Below are 17,945 nucleotides of genomic sequence, written 5' to 3'. Positions count from 1 at the left end.
CTCTTTTTTTCATTGCAAAACGCCTGCGCAATAACGCAGGCGTTCTGTGACATTAACTTATTTCATTAAGCTGTTTGGATGGTCCGATGAATAAGGTCAGCACATAGCCGATAACCGCTCCGACGATTCCTGGAAGCACCCAGCCGATGCCGAGGCTGTAAAGAGGAAGATTCGCATTTAGAAACACATCTAAAGATCCAAGTGAGAAACCGGCTGCTTTGATACCGTCTAAAATACTGAAAAGTCCTGTACCGATCAAGCATGCGATGTACACTTCGCGTCTTTCTTTAAAGATCTTATCGATGAAGGAAAGAACGATAATGACAATGGCAAGCGGATAGATAGCTGATAAAATAGGAACAGAAAACGCGATAATTTGCGCGAGTCCGAAATTCGCAATGATCAAGCTGAATAACGTGACAATCGTAACGACAATTTTATATGATAATGCCGGAATAAGTTTTGAAAAATATTGGCCGCAAGATGTGACAAGGCCGATGCTTGTTGTTAAACATGCGACTGTAATCGCTGCTCCGAGTACGATGTTGCCTAATGAACCGAATAAATAATGGGAAGACGCAGATAAAATTTTAGCTCCTTCACCAACAGGACCGATGGCATTTGTGCTTGTTGCACCTAAATAAGCAAGGGATACATAAATGAAAGTCAGCCCTAAAGCGGCAATCACACCTGCTTTAATGCAGGCTGCAGCAAGAGCTTTAGACTGTGTAACGCCTTTGCTTTTTACAGCATTTACAACGACAACGCCAAATACAATTGAAGCAAGTGCGTCCATTGTTTTATAGCCTTCTAAAAATCCTTTAAAAACCGGTGTTCCTTTATATGCTTCTGTCACGGCGCCCAATCCGCCCATCGGCGTGAAGATGGCTTTGAGAACAATGATTAAAATAATCGTGAATTTGATGGGAGTCAGAATTTTTCCGACTCGATCGACAACCTTGGATGGGTTTAACGCTAAATAGTACGTAACGCCGAAAAAGATAAGTGTAAATATTAATAAAGAAAGTCTTTCTGGTACGCCAGTCAAAAACGGAACAGCGCCAATTTCATATGAAACAGTTCCTGTTCTCGGGATGGCGAATAATGGTCCGATTGATAAATAAAGCACGACAGTAAAGATTGTGCCGAAAACAGGGTGCGCTTTGTCAGCAAGGCCTTTAGCGTCCTTACCGGTTAATGCGATGGCGATAATGCCGAGAAGCGGCAGGCCTACCCCTGTCAGTAAAAATCCGCCGATGGCCTTCCAGACGTTGTGTCCGGCTGCTTGTCCAAGTTCCGGCGGATAGATCATATTTCCTGCTCCAAAGAATAACGCAAATAGCATGAAACCAATAATAATGGTATCTTTGACAGGCAGTGAGTGTTTCATGAAAAAAATCCTCCTAATAATTATGTTAAAATATTCTGTCAATTAATTGTCAGATAATATGACGAAACGAACAAATCTTATTATATGGTAAAAAAATTAGAAGTCAATACTAGTTTTTCGTAATTTTCTATTAAATTTTGTTATGGTAACATAAATATCATACCTTGTACCGCTTTCATAAAGGAGTAAAAAAGATGATATATTTAGATAATAGTTCAACGACGAAGCCTTACGATGAAGTCTTGAACGTATATGAACAGACAAGCAGCCGATACTTTGGCAATCCTTCATCTTTGCACCGATATGGAGCCGAAACGGAACAGCTGCTTCAAGCAGCCAAAAATCAAATCAAAAGGTCCTTAGGCCTAAAAAAATATGATATTGTATTTACGTCAGGCGCCACAGAAGCCAATAATGCGGCTTTAAAAGGAGCGGCTTTGTCAAAGATAAAAACAGGCAAACATATCATTGCCACTTCTATTGAACATCCATCCGTTACGGAATCGTTAGAACAGCTGAAAGAGTTGTTCGGGTTTGATATCACTTATCTTTCTGTGAATGAAGACGGATTTGTTTCTATTGAAGATCTAAAAGCAGCCATCCGTCCCGATACCGTGCTTGTCAGCATGATGCATGTGAACAATGAAGTCGGTTCCGTGCAGCCGATTGAAGAGGCAGGAGAAGTGCTGAAAGAGCATTCGAACATTTTGTTTCACGTCGATTATGTGCAGGGCATCTATAAAGTGCCCTTGGCAATTGAAAAGGCCGGCATTGATCTATGTTCAATTTCGGGGCATAAATTTCACGGCCTAAAGGGGACAGGCGCACTTATTGTAAAAGAAGGAACACGCCTTATTCCGCTCATAACGGGAGGCTCTCAGCAAAAAGGCATACGGGCCGGAACAGAACATACTGCTGGTGCGGTTTCGCTTGCCAAGGCCATTAATCTGGCCTCTGCTGATTTTGACACACGGCTTGACACGATGACTGCCGCAAAGGAATTGTTTATGAAAAGGCTGAGTGAAATTGAGGGCGTCGTTATCAACACGCCTCAAATGAATAGCGCGCCGCACATTATTAATTTCTCTGTACCGGGGATTAAAGCGGAAGTGCTTTTACACATGCTTGAGGAACAGGATATTTTCGTCTCCACAACATCGGCTTGCTCGGCAAAAGAACATAAGCCCAGTAAAGTTCTCTTAGAGATGGGCAAAGGAGAGCAGATTGCCGGAAGCAGCATCAGAATCAGTTTAAATTACAGCCAGACAAGCGATGTGGCAGAACCGTTTATGAACGCGCTTCGTCCTGGTATCAAAAAATTAAGGGAAATGATGAGGTAGAACATGAATTACGATCATATATTAATTCGTTTTGGGGAAATTTCCACCAAAGGCAAAAACAGAAAAAGCTTTATTGAGCGCTTAAAACAAAACATCAGACTCGTTTTGAAAGACTATCCGAATTTAAAATACTTTTCCAACAGGGATCGTATGACGATTACATTAAATGGAGAGGATCCTGAGGCTCTTTTTCCTCATTTAAAGCAAGTGTTTGGGATTCAAAGCTTCAGCCTGGCAATTAAGTGTGACAGCCGCCTTAATGATATTAAGGAAACCGCACTAAAGGCTATCAAAGATCAATATAAACCAGGTGATACGTTTAAAGTCGCGACAAAGAGAGCGTATAAGCAATTTGAATTAGATACAAACCAGATGAACGCTGAAATCGGCGGCCATATTTTGCGAAATACAGAAGGATTGACGGTCGATGTTCGCAACCCAGACATCCCGCTCAGAATCGAAATCAGGGAAGAAGCAACATTTTTGACAATTCGTGATGAAAAAGGTGCAGGCGGGCTGCCAGTTGGTTCAGCAGGAAAAGCGATGCTGATGCTTTCTGGCGGTTTTGACAGCCCTGTGGCTGGTTTTTATGCGATGAAACGGGGACTGTCGGTAGAAGCTGTTCATTTCTTCAGCCCGCCATACACGAGTGAGCGCGCAAAGCAAAAGGTAATGGATCTGGCGAAATGTCTGTCCCGTTTTGGGGGAAGCATGACACTTCATATTGTTCCATTTACAAAAACGCAAGAGCTCATCCAAAAACAAATTCCTGAAAATTACACAATGACGGCAACCCGCCGCCTCATGCTTCAGATCGCCGACAGAATCAGAGAAAAGAGAAACGGGCTTGCCATTATTACGGGAGAAAGCCTCGGTCAGGTAGCGAGCCAAACGCTTGAAAGCATGTATGCAATTAATGCGGTGACGTCAACACCGATTTTGCGGCCGTTAATCGCCATGGACAAAACAGAAATCATCGAAAAATCACGGGAAATTGGCACATATGAGACAAGCATTCAGCCATTTGAAGACTGCTGCACGATCTTTACACCGCCAAGCCCGAAAACACGCCCTAAAAAAGAGAAAATTGAACACTTTGAAAGCTTTGTTGATTTCGAGCCGTATATTCAAGAAGCGGTAGATAACATTGAGACAATGACCCTGTATAGCGAACAAGAAGCTAACGATAAATTCGCTGAACTCTTTTAAATTAATTTTCAGCTCCTGTATACAATTACCAAAGTTTTTCTGAATGAAGCCATGTGTTTTGACACATTCTATACTCACAAGGAGGTGAGACACATGGCTAACAATAACTCAGGTAACAGCAACAACCTTTTAGTACCAGGAGCTGCTCAAGCGATCGACCAAATGAAATTAGAAATCGCTTCTGAATTCGGTGTAAACCTTGGAGCAGACACAACTTCTCGCGCTAACGGTTCTGTTGGAGGAGAGATCACAAAACGTCTTGTATCTTTTGCTCAACAAAACATGGGCGGAGGACAATTCTAATTTACAATTTCACATAATGGCTTAGGAGTGGGGGTATCCCCACTCCTTTTCATTTTTTACATATAAAAAAGGACCAGCGGCCTATAAAATCTATGTTTACAGAGGTTGCTTTTAGGCATATCCTTACGGAAAGAGCCTGTATTTATGTATAATGGGTGGAGAAAGTGAGGAGTTGTTCGTGTTAAAACGTGAAGATTTAATTGCCCCTATGCAATATAATTTAGTGAATGAAATGGAAAAGTTCAGTGCCGCTGGACAAAAAACCGCTCTTCTGTGGGAGGACGAGTCGGGTAAGCAAGAATCTTGGTCGTATGAAAAGCTGATGGAAGAAACAAATAAAATCGGAGCGGCCTTAGCTGATCTTGGATTTAAAAAGGGAGACAAGCTGATTGTAATGGTTCCGCGGGTGCTTGAAGCCTATGCTGTTTATTTGGCTATCCTGAAATCAGGAATGGTTGTCATTCCGTGCTCCGAAATGCTTCGCGCGAAAGATCTTGAATACCGGATTGAACATGCAGAGGTAAAAGGCGCTATCGTCTACTCAGAATTTATTGGCGCTTTCCGGGATGTCAGTACGACTGACAAACTGATTACACTGTCTATTGGTGAAAATGATGCCGGCTGGAAAAACCTCTTATCAATTGAAGCGGACGGAAGCCAATTTAAAACAGCTGACACAACAAGAGATGATATGGCTTTCTTATCTTATACATCCGGGACAACAGGTCAGCCGAAAGGTGTTGTACATACACATGGATGGGCATTTGCTCATTTAAAAACTTCTGCCGGCGCTTGGCTTGATATTTCTGAAAAGGATATCGTCTGGGCAACTGCTGCCCCTGGCTGGCAAAAGTGGGTATGGAGTCCGTTTTTAGCGGTGCTTGGCAGCGGAGCAACCGGTTTTGTGTACCACGGCAGATTCAAAGCAGAAAAATATCTAGAGCTTTTAAATCGCTACAAAATCAATGTTTTCTGCTGCACGCCTACAGAATACCGCTTAATGGCGAAGGTTGAAGGCTTGGACCGTTTTGATCTTTCTGCCCTGCACAGCGCTGTTTCCGCAGGTGAGCCGCTCAACCGTGAAGTCATTGATGTTTTCCAAAAGCACTTTGGCATTAAGGTACGGGACGGATATGGCCAAACAGAAAGCACGCTTTTGGTTGGTGTTTTGAAAGATACGCCTATTAAACCGGGAAGCATGGGAAAACCGACACCGGGAAATCAGGTGGAGATCATAAATGAAGACGGTGAAATCTGCAAACCTGGTGAGGTTGGCGATATCGCTGTTCACCTCAGTACGCCTGCGCTCTTTAAAGAGTATTTTAAAGATCCGGAAAGAATGAAAACACAAATTCGCGGCGATTATTTCCTAACGGGAGACAGAGCAAGAAAAGATGAGGAAGGTTACTTCTGGTTTGAAAGCCGAAATGACGATATTATTATCAGCTCCGGCTATACGATCGGGCCTTTCGAGGTGGAAGACGCGCTTGTTAAGCACCCAGAAGTAAAAGAATGTGCTGTTGTCGCAAGCCCTGATGAAATCAGAGGCTCCATCGTAAAGGCATATGTTGTCCTGCAAAATCATGAAAAACGCAGTGATGAGCTTGTCAAAATGCTGCAAAACCATGTGAAGACGATTACCGCTCCATACAAATATCCTAGAGAAATTGAATTTGTGGAAAGCCTGCCGAAAACGGCTTCTGCAAAAATCAGACGAGTGGAATTAAGAAAACGTGAAGAACAGCTCAAAGCCAATAAAAAGGCGTAAAGAAAGAGAGTGAACGTGAATGAAGGCGATATGGCACGGCGGTTTCATTTATACGATGCTCAAAGAAGGCGATCGGACTGAGGCAGTTTATGTTGAGGATGGTGTCATAAAAGGCACCGGCAGCTATGAACGTTTGAAGGAAAAGTACGGGTCGCCGGAAACAGAAGAAATCAGCCTGAACGGAGCAGTGATGTTCCCCGGTTTTGTTGACAGCCATCTACATTTGATCGGCCACGGTGAGAAACAGCTTCAGCTCGATGTGTCCGCACTGACGTCGAAAGATTCAATTTTACAGGCTGCGAAGGAAAGAGAGCGGCAGCTTCCTAAAAACGATTGGCTCATTGGAGAAGGCTGGAATGAAAATCAGTTTGAGACACCTGACTACTTGACTAAGCATGATCTTGATCGCCTGTTTCCTGACAGGCCCGTCTTGCTCAAGCGTATATGCCGGCATGCAATAGCTGTCAATTCTGCGGCTCTTCAAGCAGCGGGAATTTCAAGAAATACTCCTGATCCTGACGGCGGAGTCATCGTAAAAGATGCAAATGGCGAGCCGACCGGACTCCTGTTTGATAAGGCGCAGGATTTGATTCTGAAGGCTGTCCCGCCAGTCTCCCAGCACTATGTTGATGAGGCATTAATGGCTGCAATAAAGGATTGCTGGACAAAAGGCCTGACGGGCGGTCATTCGGAAGACTTGTCCTATTATGGTGATGTTTCGGTGCCGTTGAAAGCTTATGAGAAAGCTGCCGCTGGCGGAAAGTATCCGTTCCGCTGCCATTTGCTCGTTCATCATGAAGCGGTCGATCGATGGGAGCAGCTGGAGAAACCGTCCGGCCCGTATGTGGAGTTCGGTGCGATGAAAATCTTTGCGGACGGGGCGCTTGGCGGGAGAACGGCTTTATTGAAAGAACCATATCAGGATGATCCATCAACAAATGGTGTTCAGATTCACGATGACGAAACCCTTGGCCGGCTCATTCGCAAAGCGAGAGAAAAAGGGATGGAGGTTGCTGTTCATGCAATCGGCGATCTTGCTTTTGAAAAAGTGCTGAACGCAATAGAAAAGCATCCGCCCAAAAACGGCCGGCATGATCGGCTTATTCATGCTCAAGTGCTTGATAACGAATTAATCGAGAGAGCAGCACGCATGCCGATCGCACTTGATCTTCAGCCGCATTTCGTTGCAAGCGACTTTCCGTGGGTCATTGACCGTCTCGGAAAAGACCGGATGAAGACTGCATTTGCCTGGAAAACCCTCATATCTAAAGGCATTTTATGCGCGGGCGGTTCAGACGCCCCGATTGAGCCTGTTGACCCGCTTCTAGGGATCCAGTCCGCGGTCCTCAGGAAAAGCAGTCATGAGCAAAACGGGCCAAGCTATAATGAAAGTGAATGCTTACCTGTATATGAAGCGATAAAGCTTTATACAGAAGGTAGCGCCGGTATCATTTATAAAGAGAAGTCACGCGGAAAAATTGCGGAAGGCTATGATGCGGATTTTACAGTTCTCAGTGGTGATCCGTTTGCCATTGACCCCGCACAGCTTCATCTTTTAGATATTAAAAAAACCGTGATTAACGGCCAGATTGTATATGAGAAATCATAAAAGGACAGGCAGCAGCCTGTCCTTTTATTTTCTATAAAAAAGTACGCTTCACTTTTTCCCAAAATGAATTGTCCTTTAGTTTGACTGTTTTGATTTTCTTATTAGACAGTTTGATTTCGATCGTTTTCACATTTCTCGTGCTGAGTGCTTCATTGTCCAAGCCGATGATTGGGTGTTCGTTGCCGTCCTGCACCACACGAAGGGTCAGCTTTCGGTCAGAGCTGAGGACAAATGGCGAGCCGAGTGTCCGGTAGGTATTATTGTTAAGGGATGCAAGCTCTGATACCTGCATGCATGGAAGCAGCGGATCAACAACCGCTCCTGCAACAGACTTGTTATAGGCGGTGCTCCCTGTAGGCGTTGAGATAATCATTCCGTCACCTCTAAACGTTTCAAAGTGCAGATCGTCAATCAGCACGTCCATCACAAAGGTTTTAATGATGCTTGAGCGGATGGATACCTCGTTTAAGCAGTGAAAAGGACTGGCTTGATCCACTGTCACTTCAATCAGCGGGTATTTTCTCACTTCAATTTGTTCAAACGTCATTGCATCGACCATTTTTTCTCGCTCATCACTATGAAAGTCGCAATATAAATGAGCTTTCCCCTTTTTGGTAATGCCGACGTACAAGCAGTCGTCACGAAAATTCGTCTTTCTGACTGCCTGCAAAAATGTGCCGTCCCCGCCAATGCTGGCGATAATATTAGCGTCTGAGTGCTGGTTCACAACGGTAAATCCATGCTCTTCCGCCAATTGTGTTAACGAGCGGGCTTGTTCGTTCGTTTCCTGATCCTGTTTGTGAAAAAAATAAACATTACGGCGTTGATCGGTCATATCCCATTTCCCCTTTGCTGTCATATTTAAGTTTTTCTGCCATCCAGTATTTGTGATAAAATACCTTTGGCCATAAGTGTACCACGTTTGCCGGCAGCCCGTTAAGCCGGAGCTTTCTCATGAAGTGAAACATTTTTCATATTGAATCGTATAATGAGAGAGTTTAGGAAAAAGGAGGAGAAAAAATGAATGCAAAAAGATGGATTGCATTAGTGATTGCTCTGGGGATTTTCGGCGTGTCTATTATCGTCAGCATCTCTATGAGTTTCTTTGAAAGCGTCAAAGGCGCTCAAACGGATCTCACATCACTGACGGATGAATCGCAGGAAAAGACGCTGGAAAACGGCAGTCTCTCAAGTAAAATTGCCGTATTAGAGGTCAGCGGCACCATTCAGGATAATGGGGACTCAAGCAGTCTGCTTGGTGCAGACGGATATAACCACAGAACGTTCTTAAAAAACCTTGAGCGCGCAAAAGATGACAAGACGGTCAAAGGTATCGTTCTGAAGGTGAATTCTCCGGGTGGCGGAGTGTATGAAAGTGCTGAAATACATAAGAAGCTGGAAGAAATCAAGAAAGAAACGAAAAAACCGATTTACGTGTCAATGGGTTCGATGGCAGCATCAGGAGGCTATTACATCTCAACAGCGGCTGATAAGATTTTTGCGACACCGGAAACCCTGACCGGGTCACTCGGCGTCATTATGGAAAGCGTCAATTATTCAAAGCTTGCCGATAAGCTTGGCATTTCTTTTGAAACGATTAAGAGCGGGGCCCATAAGGACATTATGTCTCCTTCCCGTGAGATGACGAAAGAAGAAAAAAACATCATGCAATCGATGGTTGATAATTCGTATGAAGGCTTTGTTGATGTCATTTCAAAAGGGCGCGGCATGTCGAAAGCAGAGGTAAAGAAAATTGCGGACGGCCGCGTGTATGACGGACGGCAGGCGAAAAAACTGAACCTCGTTGATGAGCTTGGTTTTTATGACGATACCATTACGGCCATGAAAAAGGATCACAAGGATTTGAAAAACGCCTCTGTCATTTCTTATGAGGAAAGCTTCGGATTAGGCTCACTGTTTTCCATGGGCGCGAACAAAATGTTTAAAAGTGAAATTGATTTTTTGAATATGAGAGAAATTCTATCGCAATCCGGTTCGCCGAGAATGATGTATCTCTATGCGAAGTAGGAGGGAACAATAATGGACGCGACATATGAAGAGTTAGAGCGCAATGACATCAAAGGCCCGCAAGAAGCGGAGCAGCTGACACATGCCTATGCTGGCTTTTGGGTTCGTTTCTGGGCTTTCCTGCTTGATTGGCTCGTGATATGGGGATTAAACCATTTGCTCGTTTCTCCCCTCTTTACCGTATTGGATCTGCCGAAAACATCCGGCATGTTTACCTTCTCGGCCTACAGTGTGACAACGCTTATTGTGTATCTTGCCTATTTCGCACTCATGACTAAATACTTCAGGCAGACGCTTGGTAAAATGGTGTTCGGCCTCAAAGTGGTTTCTGTGAAGCGAGATAGCAAGCTGACATGGAGTACAGTGATTTTTCGTGAAGTGGTTGGACGGTATATTGATAAGATTTGGATTTTATATATCGTTGTTGCTTTTTCACCTACAAAACAAGGGATTCATGATTACATCGCGGATACCACCGTGGTGCATGAAAAATTATACCGCAAATAACCGATAACCCGGACCTCCGTCCGGGTTTATTTTTTTAGGAATTGGCGATAATGCTCCTAGAGGAAGTGAAGAATATGGTGTATGTACTGACAGCCATTCTTATTCTCATAGGGATCGTACTGCTTCTCAGAATGAAAATCCATGTCGCGCTGGAGTATCTTCATGCCGATGATAATGACAAATTGACCTTGAAGATTACGGCGCTGTTTGGCCTTATAAGGATCAAAAAAACAATCCCGGCGATTAAGGTGAACAAAGAAGACGGAACAGTGGATATCAAACAAAAAACTGAATCCAAAATGAAAAAAAGCAGCGGAAAGAAAAAAATTACACAAAACGATGTGCAGCAAAGCATTAATAAAATCGAAATGCTTTTGCATCAGGTCACCAGACTACGGAAAATCAGCGCGTCTTTTCTCGCGCATTTACATATCACAAAACTAGAATGGGTTACAGTAATCGGAATTCAGGACGCGGCAGTGACAGGTGTGTTAACAGGTGCTGTATGGGGTGTGAAGGGCGGTATCGCAGCAATGCTCTACGACCACCTGGACTTTGTGAATAAACCTGTCTATGAGGTGATCCCGTCGTTTCAAGTCCCTGCTTCCAAGACCCATTTTCAGTGTATATTCTTTTTTCGCTTTGGACATGCTATGCTTGCAGCTTTCAAATTCGTCAAATACGGACGGGAGCTATCCGTATTAAAGAAGAATCCGTCGGCTAGAATGACTTCAAAGAATGATTCATCAGTTTAAGGAGGAAGCGTATATGGCAGACCATCCCATCCAAGGTTTAATGAAAACCGCAATGGAAAACTTGAAGGAAATGATTGATGTTAACACCATCATCGGAGATCCAGTAGAAACGCCTGATGGAAGTGTGATTTTAACTGTTTCTAAAGTTGGATTCGGATTCGCCGCAGGCGGAAGCGAGTTTGGCGGAAAGCCGGCCGAAAAGAAATCGGAAGACGATGAGACAAGAGAACAGAAACTTCCTTTCGGAGGCGGAAGCGGGGGCGGTGTGTCCATTACGCCGATCGCGTTTTTAATTGTCGGATCGACAGGCATCAGAATGCTTCATTTAGATGAAAATACCCATTTAATAGAGAAAATTTTAGACGCAGCCCCTCAAACACTCGAACGCATCCAGCAAATGTTCAAGAAAAATAACAAGAACCAAAGCCAGGGCCAAAGTCAAAACCAAATGAACAATATGAATTATTAAAAAAGGTTAACTGCGCTGGCCGCAGTTAACTTTTTTTTGGCATAAACTTTGCAGTTTGCAGGAAACTTTACTATGATAGAGACATACATACAAAAGGGAGGAATTATAATGGCTGAAATTACATTCAAAGGCGGTCCGGTTACACTTGTCGGACAAGAAGTGAAGGTAGGAGATCAAGCTCCTGATTTCACAGTGCTGACTAACAGCCTTGAAGAAAAATCGTTAGCTGACATGAAAGGAAAGGTAACGATTATTTCTGTTATCCCTTCAATTGATACAGGTGTTTGTGATGCACAAACACGCCGTTTTAACGAAGAAGCTGCAAAGCTTGGAGATGTCAACGTCTACACAATCAGTGCAGACCTTCCATTCGCGCAAGCGCGCTGGTGCGGCGCTAACGGAATTGACAAAGTGGAAACACTGTCTGACCACAGAGATATGTCATTTGGCGAAGCGTTCGGTGTGTATATTAAAGAACTTCGTCTGCTTGCGCGTTCCGTATTTGTCTTTGATGAGAATGGAAAAGTCGTTTACGCTGAATATGTAAGCGAAGCAACAAACCACCCGAACTATGAAAAGCCAATTGAGGCTGCTAAGGCATTAGTGAAGTAAGCAGGGAAAAAAGCTCCAGGCTGCCGCCGGAGCTTTTTTCATGGCAAGGAGGAACACAATATGCAAAACGACCATGTAGGTGCGGTGTATGAGCTGTTAAACGAAGCAGCGATTATGATAAAGAATGAATTGCAGATTTCATATATAGAGGCGCTGGCCGAAGCAGGAGAAATGTATTTTCTTGAAAAAACGGATCAGCTGAAACTGCCTGCTGATCAGAAAACCAAACATCTTCAGGCTCTGCTTGAAAAAGCGGAATTCGGCACGTATGAGCATGAGTGGGTACGCAAGGCTTTTCAGCTTGCCGTCCTTAAAGGAATGAAAGATATCTCCCATCCAAACAGACAAATGACGCCGGATACGATCGGGCTTTTCATCAGCTATTTGGTGAATAAGTTTATGGCGGACAAAAAGGAACTGACCATTCTTGATCCAGCCTTGGGAACTGGAAACCTTCTGTTTACCGTGCTGAACCAGCTGTCTGAAAAAACGGCAAACAGCTTTGGCATTGAAATTGATGATGTGCTCTTGAAGATTGCCTATGCCCAAGCGAACCTTCTGAAAAAAGAGCTTGAGCTTTTCCACCAGGACAGCCTTGAGCCGTTGTTTATTGATCCAGTTGACACGGTCATTTGTGATCTGCCAGTCGGCTATTATCCGAATGACGAAGGAGCAGAAGCGTTTGAGCTCAAAGCTGACGAAGGCCATTCCTTCGCTCATCATCTGTTTATTGAACAGAGCGTCAAGCATACCAAACCGGGCGGCTACTTATTTTTTATGATTCCGAATCATTTGTTTGAGAGCTCCCAAAGCGGCAAGCTGAAACAGTTTTTCAAAGATAAGGTTCATATCAACGCACTGTTGCAGCTGCCAAAATCTATTTTTAAAGACGAAGCTCATGCCAAAAGCATCCTTGTGCTTCAGAAACAAGGAGAGTATACGAAAGCGCCGGGGCAAATTCTGCTTGCGAATCTTCCGTCTTTCTCCAATCAAAAGGCGATGCTTGATATGATGGCTCAATTTGATGAATGGTTTAAAAAAGAAAAGTAAGTGTTTTAAAAGCAGCTTAGGCAGCCGTATGAGGCGATGCCTAAGCTGCTTTTATTTATGCTTTTGAAGACCGGACTTGACGAATTGAATCCAGCTTTGAAACACAAAATACAGAGGGAAAAACCGCAAATTGTAAGCGTTCATCAATACAAAACCTATAGGGAATGTGTCTGAAAATAACGACTTCTTATTGTAAGCGTTATCAATACGCAAGTTGACTTGAAAAGCCGACATGACAATGTTTAAATGGAAAAGTCAGATATTTTTCGGAGAAGATGTTGATATTCACCGGGAAAAAAGTACGAAAAACGAAGTTGTTGATACAGAGTATAAAGGAGCGTCAATCATGTCCAAAATTATTGCAATTAACGCAGGAAGCTCGTCTTTGAAATTTCAGCTTTTCGAAATGCCTTCAGAAACCGTTTTAACGAAGGGTTTAGTTGAACGAATCGGTATCGCCGACAGTGTATTCACAATTTCTGTGAACGGCGAAAAAAATACAGAAGTAACTGATATTCCGGATCATGCGGTAGCTGTTAAAATGCTGCTGAATAAGTTAACGGAATTCGGCATTATTAAAGACTTGAATGAAATTGACGGAATTGGCCATCGTGTCGTTCACGGCGGAGAAAAATTCAGCGATTCTGTTTTATTAACGGATGAAACCATTAAGGAAATCGAAGATATTTCTGAATTGGCACCGCTTCACAATCCGGCAAATATCGTTGGAATTAAAGCGTTCAAAGAAGTGCTTCCAAATGTTCCTGCGGTAGCTGTATTTGATACGGCATTCCACCAAACAATGCCTGAGCAGTCTTACCTGTACAGCTTGCCGTATGAATACTATGAAAAATTCGGCATCCGTAAATACGGCTTCCACGGCACTTCACATAAATATGTAACTGAGCGTGCGGCAGAGCTTCTCGGCCGTCCGTTAAAAGACTTGCGCCTGATTTCCTGCCACCTTGGAAACGGAGCAAGTATTGCGGCTGTTGAAGGCGGAAAATCAATTGACACATCCATGGGCTTTACGCCGCTTGCCGGTGTAGCAATGGGCACACGCTCTGGAAACATCGACCCTGCCCTGATTCCATACATCATGGAGAAAACAGGTCAAACGGCTGACGAAGTATTGAATACATTAAACAAAAAAAGCGGACTGCTCGGCATTTCCGGTTTCTCAAGCGATCTTCGTGACATCGTTGAAGCAACGAAAGAAGGAAATGAGCGCGCGGAAACGGCTCTTGAAGTATTCGCAAGCAGAATCCACAAATACATCGGTTCTTACGCTGCAAGAATGAGCGGTGTAGATGCGATCATCTTTACTGCCGGTATCGGTGAAAACAGTGTGGAAGTCAGAGAACGCGTTCTTCGCGGTTTAGAATTCATGGGCGTATACTGGGATCCTGCGCTTAATAACGTGCGCGGCGAGGAAGCTTTCATCAGCTATCCGCATTCTCCTGTAAAAGTCATGATCATTCCGACTGATGAAGAAGTCATGATTGCGCGCGACGTTGTTCGTTTAGCAAAATAAATCGCATGAAAGCACATTCTCTTGAATGTGCTTTTTTGTTGATGCATGATAGTGACAGACAGAAAACATAAAAGAGGTGGGCCAATGAGCGTTCAAGAGCATAAACAAGAAGCTCCCGATATCGTTCGGTGCAAAGTGATTACTGTCAGTGACACGAGGACAGATGAAACCGATAAAAGCGGCAAGCTGATGATCTCATTTTTAGAAGAAGCCGGTCATCATATTGCCGCATATGAAATTGTAAAAGACGAAAAGGATGCTTTGCAGCGGTCAGTGCTTGCGGGCTGCATGGATGAACAGACAGACGCGGTACTCTTAAACGGAGGGACAGGCATAGCAGATCGGGATGTCACAATTGAAGCCATAACGCCGCTGTTTTCGAAAGAACTGCCCGGCTTTGGAGAAATATTCAGGATGCTGAGTTATACAGAGGATATCGGCCCTGCCGCAATCATGTCGAGAGCAACTGCCGGCGTCATTCAGCATACCGCTGTTTTCTCAACGCCAGGCTCAAGCGGCGCGGTAAAGCTGGCAATGAATAAGCTGATTATTCCCGAACTTGCACATGTGGTCAGAGAAATCAGAAAAGACAAGTAAATGAATAAATACTACGAAACTTCACCTGAAATTTAGGTGAAGTTTTTTTTATAAAAGGCTTGAAAAAACGAAACGTACTTGTTAAAGTGTATACATACAAAATGTATTTTTATTAAATATAATTTATTTTTATACAAAATAGAAACACGGTTGAGAGGGGATTTTTATCATGTCAGAACAGAAAAAAGTCGTATTAGCATACTCAGGGGGTCTTGATACTTCCGTCGCAATAAAATGGCTTCAGGAGCAAGGATATAATGTCATCGCCTGCTGCCTGGATGTCGGTGAGGGCAAAGATTTGGCATTTGTTCAGCAGAAAGCGCTTGAAGTCGGCGCGACAAACTCCTACGTGATCGATGCAAAAGAAGAATTTGCACAGGATTACGCGCTTATTTCTTTGCAGGCCCACACGATGTATGAAGGAAAATACCCGCTCGTTTCGGCATTATCTCGGCCGCTGATCGCGAAAAAGCTGGTTGAAATAGCGGAAAAAGAAGATGCACAGGCGATTGCCCATGGATGCACTGGGAAAGGAAATGACCAGGTTCGTTTCGAAGTCTCCATTAAATCATTAAACCCTGACCTAGAAGTCATCGCGCCGGTTCGCGAATGGCAGTGGTCACGTGAAGAAGAAATTGAATATGCGGCTAGCCGCGGCATTCCGATTCCGATCAATCTTGACAGCCCGTATTCTATCGATCAAAACCTCTGGGGACGCGCCAATGAGTGCGGCATTTTAGAAGATCCATGGGCGGCGCCGCCAGAAGGTGCATACGATTTAACAGCTCCGCTGGAAAAAACGCCGGACACGCCGGAAGTGATTGAAATTGCATTTGAACAGGGCGTGCCTGTCTCCATTGACGGTGTTTCCTACTCGCTTTCTGAGCTGATCTTGAAGCTGAATGAAATGGCGGGCGCGCACGGTGTCGGACGTATCGACCACGTGGAAAACCGCCTCGTCGGCATTAAATCCCGGGAAGTATACGAATGCCCTGGTGCGATGACACTGATCAAAGCGCATAAAGAATTAGAAGATTTGACACTGGTGAAAGAGGTAGCCCACTTTAAACCGATCATCGAGCAAAAAATGTCAGAGATCATTTACAACGGCTTATGGTTCTCGCCGTTAAAAGATGCGCTGCACGCTTTCTTAAAAGAAACGCAAAAGCATGTCACAGGCATTGTCCGCGTGAAGCTGTTTAAAGGCCATGCAATTGTAGAAGGACGTAAATCAGAATACTCTCTATATGATGAAAAACTTGCAACATATACAAAAGACGATGCATTTGATCACCATGCAGCAATTGGATTTATCGAGCTTTGGGGACTTCCGACAAAAGTGAACAGCATCGTAAAAAAGAAGGAGCAGATTAAAGCATGAAGAAGCTCTGGGGAGGCCGATTTCAAAAAACACCGGAAAAATGGGTCGACGAGTTCGGCGCGTCCATATCATTTGACCAAAATTTAGTTGCTGAAGACATTACAGGGTCTCTCGCACATGCTGCCATGCTGAAAAAATGCGGTATTCTGACAGCAGAAGAAGAGCTGAAAATCCGAGAGGGCCTGAATACCCTTTTGCAAAAAGCAGAGGAGGGAGCATTGGAATTCTCAGTCGATTATGAGGATATTCATTTGAACATTGAGAAAATGCTCATTGACGAAATCGGTCCTCTTGGCGGCAAGCTGCATACCGGCAGAAGCCGGAATGACCAGGTGGCGACTGACATGCATTTATACTTGAAGAATCATGTCGGCCACATCATCGAGCTGATTGAGGCATTCCAAAGTGCGCTGATTGAAAAGGCGGAAGCGAACGTTGAAACGATTCTGCCGGGCTACACACATCTGCAGCGCGCCCAGCCGATTTCATTCGCTCACCATATGCTTGCGTATTTCTGGATGCTTGAGCGCGACAAAGAGCGTTTTCAGGATTCAATGAAGCGGATTAACAAATCTCCGCTCGGCTGCGGGGCGCTCGCGGGAACAACCTTCCCAATTGACCGTGATTATTCAGCGGAACTGCTCGGCTTTGATGCCATATATGAAAACAGCTTGGACGGCGTCAGCGACAGAGACTTCATTTTGGAGTTTTTAAGCAACAGCAGTATGCTGATGATGCACCTATCCCGTTTCTCTGAAGAAATCATTTTATGGTGCTCGCAGGAGTTTAAATTCATCGAGCTTGACGATACGTACGCAACAGGAAGCAGCATGATGCCGCAAAAGAAAAACCCTGATATGGCGGAGCTGATCCGCGGCAAAACAGGACGCGTATACGGTGATATGATGGGGCTGTTTACGATCATGAAAGGACTTCCGCTCGCTTACAACAAAGATCTGCAGGAAGACAAAGAGGGCATGTTTGACACGGTGAAAACGGTGGAGGGCAGCCTGCAAATCTTCACAGGCATGATCCAAACAATGACTGTAAACAAAGACGTCATGAAGCAAGCAACAAAACAAGACTTTTCAAATGCGACGGAACTGGCGGATTATTTAGCTAAAAAGGGAATGCCGTTCAGAGAAGCGCATGAAGTGGTCGGGAAACTTGTGTACACATGCATCGAAAGAGGGATCTATTTAAGCGATATGCCGTTTGGCGAGTTTCAGCAGGCGAGCACACTATTCGAAGAAGATATTTACACTGTGTTAGACCCTTACTACGCAGTTGAAAAAAGAATGAGCGCCGGGGGCACCGGATTTAAACAGGTAAAGCAGGCGCTTGAAAAAGCGAAAGCTTGCGTGGCAGCTGGAGTTTGTTAAAATTTCCTTCA

At 44.2% G+C, this 17,945-nt stretch carries 17 protein-coding genes and 1 pseudogene; 16 read left to right on the top strand and 2 right to left on the bottom strand.

Translation table 11 applies throughout. The features are described from left to right. Nucleotides 1-52: 52 nt before the first annotated feature. Nucleotides 53-1,390 (bottom strand): branched-chain amino acid transport system II carrier protein, encoded by a 1,338-nt coding sequence (gene brnQ / locus NST79_RS15335; protein ID WP_003229322.1) that lies wholly within the window; start codon nt 1,388-1,390, stop codon nt 53-55. A 194-nt stretch (nt 1,391-1,584) separates the two neighbouring features. Between brnQ and NST79_RS15330 the strand changes: the two genes are divergently transcribed. From NST79_RS15330 to NST79_RS15310, 5 genes are all read left to right on the top strand, one after another. Beyond that, a complete protein-coding gene (locus NST79_RS15330; RefSeq protein WP_161476787.1) occupies nt 1,585-2,730 on the top strand; it encodes a cysteine desulfurase family protein in 1,146 nt (381 codons plus the stop codon). 3 nt (nt 2,731-2,733) lie between these two features. After that, on the top strand, nt 2,734-3,939 hold the full coding sequence (gene thiI, locus NST79_RS15325; RefSeq protein ID WP_151262375.1) for a tRNA uracil 4-sulfurtransferase ThiI: 1,206 nt from the start codon (nt 2,734-2,736) through the stop codon (nt 3,937-3,939). Nucleotides 3,940-4,032: 93 nt separating this feature from the next. Then, nucleotides 4,033-4,242, top strand: a complete 210-nt coding sequence (gene sspA, locus NST79_RS15320) for an alpha type acid-soluble spore protein SspA (protein ID WP_003223491.1) — start codon at nt 4,033-4,035, stop codon at nt 4,240-4,242. Between the two features lie 178 nt (nt 4,243-4,420). After that, entirely contained in the window at nt 4,421-6,010 is a 1,590-nt protein-coding gene (locus NST79_RS15315; protein WP_151262374.1) for an acyl--CoA ligase, read from the top strand. A gap of 19 nt (nt 6,011-6,029) precedes the next feature. Next, on the top strand, nt 6,030-7,619 hold the full coding sequence (locus tag NST79_RS15310; protein WP_151262373.1) for an amidohydrolase: 1,590 nt from the start codon (nt 6,030-6,032) through the stop codon (nt 7,617-7,619). A 31-nt stretch (nt 7,620-7,650) separates the two neighbouring features. On the opposite strand, the gene NST79_RS15305 is transcribed toward NST79_RS15310, so the two are convergent. Next, the gene (locus tag NST79_RS15305) at nt 7,651-8,454 is read right to left on the bottom strand and encodes an NAD kinase (protein WP_004399091.1); all 804 of its coding nucleotides are present in this window, start codon (nt 8,452-8,454) and stop codon (nt 7,651-7,653) included. A gap of 185 nt (nt 8,455-8,639) precedes the next feature. On the opposite strand from NST79_RS15305, the gene sppA reads away from it, so the two are divergent. From sppA to argH, 11 genes and pseudogenes are all read left to right on the top strand, one after another. Further along, nucleotides 8,640-9,647, top strand: coding sequence for a signal peptide peptidase SppA (gene sppA / locus NST79_RS15300; RefSeq protein ID WP_015714516.1), 1,008 nt, complete (start codon nt 8,640-8,642; stop codon nt 9,645-9,647). A gap of 12 nt (nt 9,648-9,659) precedes the next feature. Further along, a complete protein-coding gene (locus NST79_RS15295) occupies nt 9,660-10,154 on the top strand; it encodes an RDD family protein (RefSeq protein WP_014480553.1) in 495 nt (164 codons plus the stop codon). A gap of 74 nt (nt 10,155-10,228) precedes the next feature. Further along, nucleotides 10,229-10,909: a DUF2953 domain-containing protein gene (locus tag NST79_RS15290; RefSeq protein WP_029318246.1), complete on the top strand. Its 681-nt coding sequence runs from the start codon at nt 10,229-10,231 to the stop codon at nt 10,907-10,909. Between the two features lie 13 nt (nt 10,910-10,922). Beyond that, complete coding sequence (ytfJ, locus tag NST79_RS15285) at nt 10,923-11,378, top strand: GerW family sporulation protein (protein ID WP_029318245.1); 456 nt, start codon at nt 10,923-10,925, stop codon at nt 11,376-11,378. Between the two features lie 108 nt (nt 11,379-11,486). Continuing rightward, nucleotides 11,487-11,990, top strand: a complete 504-nt coding sequence (tpx, locus tag NST79_RS15280) for a thiol peroxidase (protein WP_029318244.1) — start codon at nt 11,487-11,489, stop codon at nt 11,988-11,990. A gap of 60 nt (nt 11,991-12,050) precedes the next feature. Next, entirely contained in the window at nt 12,051-13,040 is a 990-nt protein-coding gene (locus NST79_RS15275) for a class I SAM-dependent methyltransferase (protein WP_212059329.1), read from the top strand. Next, nucleotides 13,012-13,214, top strand: a pseudogene (locus NST79_RS15270) (hypothetical protein). The gene NST79_RS15275 and the pseudogene NST79_RS15270 overlap by 29 nt, the downstream one beginning before the upstream one ends. Nucleotides 13,215-13,386: 172 nt before the next feature. Beyond that, on the top strand, nt 13,387-14,574 hold the full coding sequence (locus NST79_RS15265) for an acetate kinase (RefSeq protein WP_003223511.1): 1,188 nt from the start codon (nt 13,387-13,389) through the stop codon (nt 14,572-14,574). An 84-nt stretch (nt 14,575-14,658) separates the two neighbouring features. Further along, on the top strand, nt 14,659-15,171 hold the full coding sequence (locus NST79_RS15260) for a molybdenum cofactor biosynthesis protein B (protein WP_033884139.1): 513 nt from the start codon (nt 14,659-14,661) through the stop codon (nt 15,169-15,171). A gap of 169 nt (nt 15,172-15,340) precedes the next feature. Further along, nucleotides 15,341-16,552 carry an argininosuccinate synthase gene (locus NST79_RS15255; RefSeq protein WP_003229357.1) on the top strand — a complete coding sequence of 404 codons (1,212 nt, stop codon included), beginning with the start codon at nt 15,341-15,343 and terminating at the stop codon, nt 16,550-16,552. Continuing rightward, nucleotides 16,549-17,934: an argininosuccinate lyase gene (gene argH, locus NST79_RS15250; RefSeq protein ID WP_015251461.1), complete on the top strand. Its 1,386-nt coding sequence runs from the start codon at nt 16,549-16,551 to the stop codon at nt 17,932-17,934. The genes NST79_RS15255 and argH overlap by 4 nt, the downstream gene beginning before the upstream one ends. Nucleotides 17,935-17,945 lie beyond the last annotated feature (11 nt).

This window comes from Bacillus sp. PS196 (assembly GCF_037963555.1).
Lineage (GTDB): Bacteria > Bacillota > Bacilli > Bacillales > Bacillaceae > Bacillus > Bacillus subtilis.
The sequence above is the reverse complement of the archived record's forward strand: the minus strand, read 5'-3'. Positions and strand labels throughout refer to the sequence as shown.

What these genes read in the sequence shown, in the direction of transcription:
- NST79_RS15260 (WP_033884139.1), top strand. Translation starts at nt 14,659, where the DNA reads ATGAGCGTTCAAGAGCATAAACAAGAAGCTCCCGATATCGTTCGGTGC.
- brnQ (WP_003229322.1), bottom strand. Translation starts at nt 1,390, where the DNA reads ATGAAACACTCACTGCCTGTCAAAGATACCATTATTATTGGTTTCATG.
- argH (WP_015251461.1), top strand. Translation starts at nt 16,549, where the DNA reads ATGAAGAAGCTCTGGGGAGGCCGATTTCAAAAAACACCGGAAAAATGG.
- NST79_RS15265 (WP_003223511.1), top strand. Translation starts at nt 13,387, where the DNA reads ATGTCCAAAATTATTGCAATTAACGCAGGAAGCTCGTCTTTGAAATTT.
- tpx (WP_029318244.1), top strand. Translation starts at nt 11,487, where the DNA reads ATGGCTGAAATTACATTCAAAGGCGGTCCGGTTACACTTGTCGGACAA.
- NST79_RS15305 (WP_004399091.1), bottom strand. Translation starts at nt 8,454, where the DNA reads ATGACCGATCAACGCCGTAATGTTTATTTTTTTCACAAACAGGATCAG.
- NST79_RS15330 (WP_161476787.1), top strand. Translation starts at nt 1,585, where the DNA reads ATGATATATTTAGATAATAGTTCAACGACGAAGCCTTACGATGAAGTC.
- NST79_RS15255 (WP_003229357.1), top strand. Translation starts at nt 15,341, where the DNA reads ATGTCAGAACAGAAAAAAGTCGTATTAGCATACTCAGGGGGTCTTGAT.
- NST79_RS15295 (WP_014480553.1), top strand. Translation starts at nt 9,660, where the DNA reads ATGGACGCGACATATGAAGAGTTAGAGCGCAATGACATCAAAGGCCCG.
- NST79_RS15290 (WP_029318246.1), top strand. Translation starts at nt 10,229, where the DNA reads ATGGTGTATGTACTGACAGCCATTCTTATTCTCATAGGGATCGTACTG.
- NST79_RS15275 (WP_212059329.1), top strand. Translation starts at nt 12,051, where the DNA reads ATGCAAAACGACCATGTAGGTGCGGTGTATGAGCTGTTAAACGAAGCA.
- sppA (WP_015714516.1), top strand. Translation starts at nt 8,640, where the DNA reads ATGAATGCAAAAAGATGGATTGCATTAGTGATTGCTCTGGGGATTTTC.
- sspA (WP_003223491.1), top strand. Translation starts at nt 4,033, where the DNA reads ATGGCTAACAATAACTCAGGTAACAGCAACAACCTTTTAGTACCAGGA.
- thiI (WP_151262375.1), top strand. Translation starts at nt 2,734, where the DNA reads ATGAATTACGATCATATATTAATTCGTTTTGGGGAAATTTCCACCAAA.
- ytfJ (WP_029318245.1), top strand. Translation starts at nt 10,923, where the DNA reads ATGGCAGACCATCCCATCCAAGGTTTAATGAAAACCGCAATGGAAAAC.
- NST79_RS15310 (WP_151262373.1), top strand. Translation starts at nt 6,030, where the DNA reads ATGAAGGCGATATGGCACGGCGGTTTCATTTATACGATGCTCAAAGAA.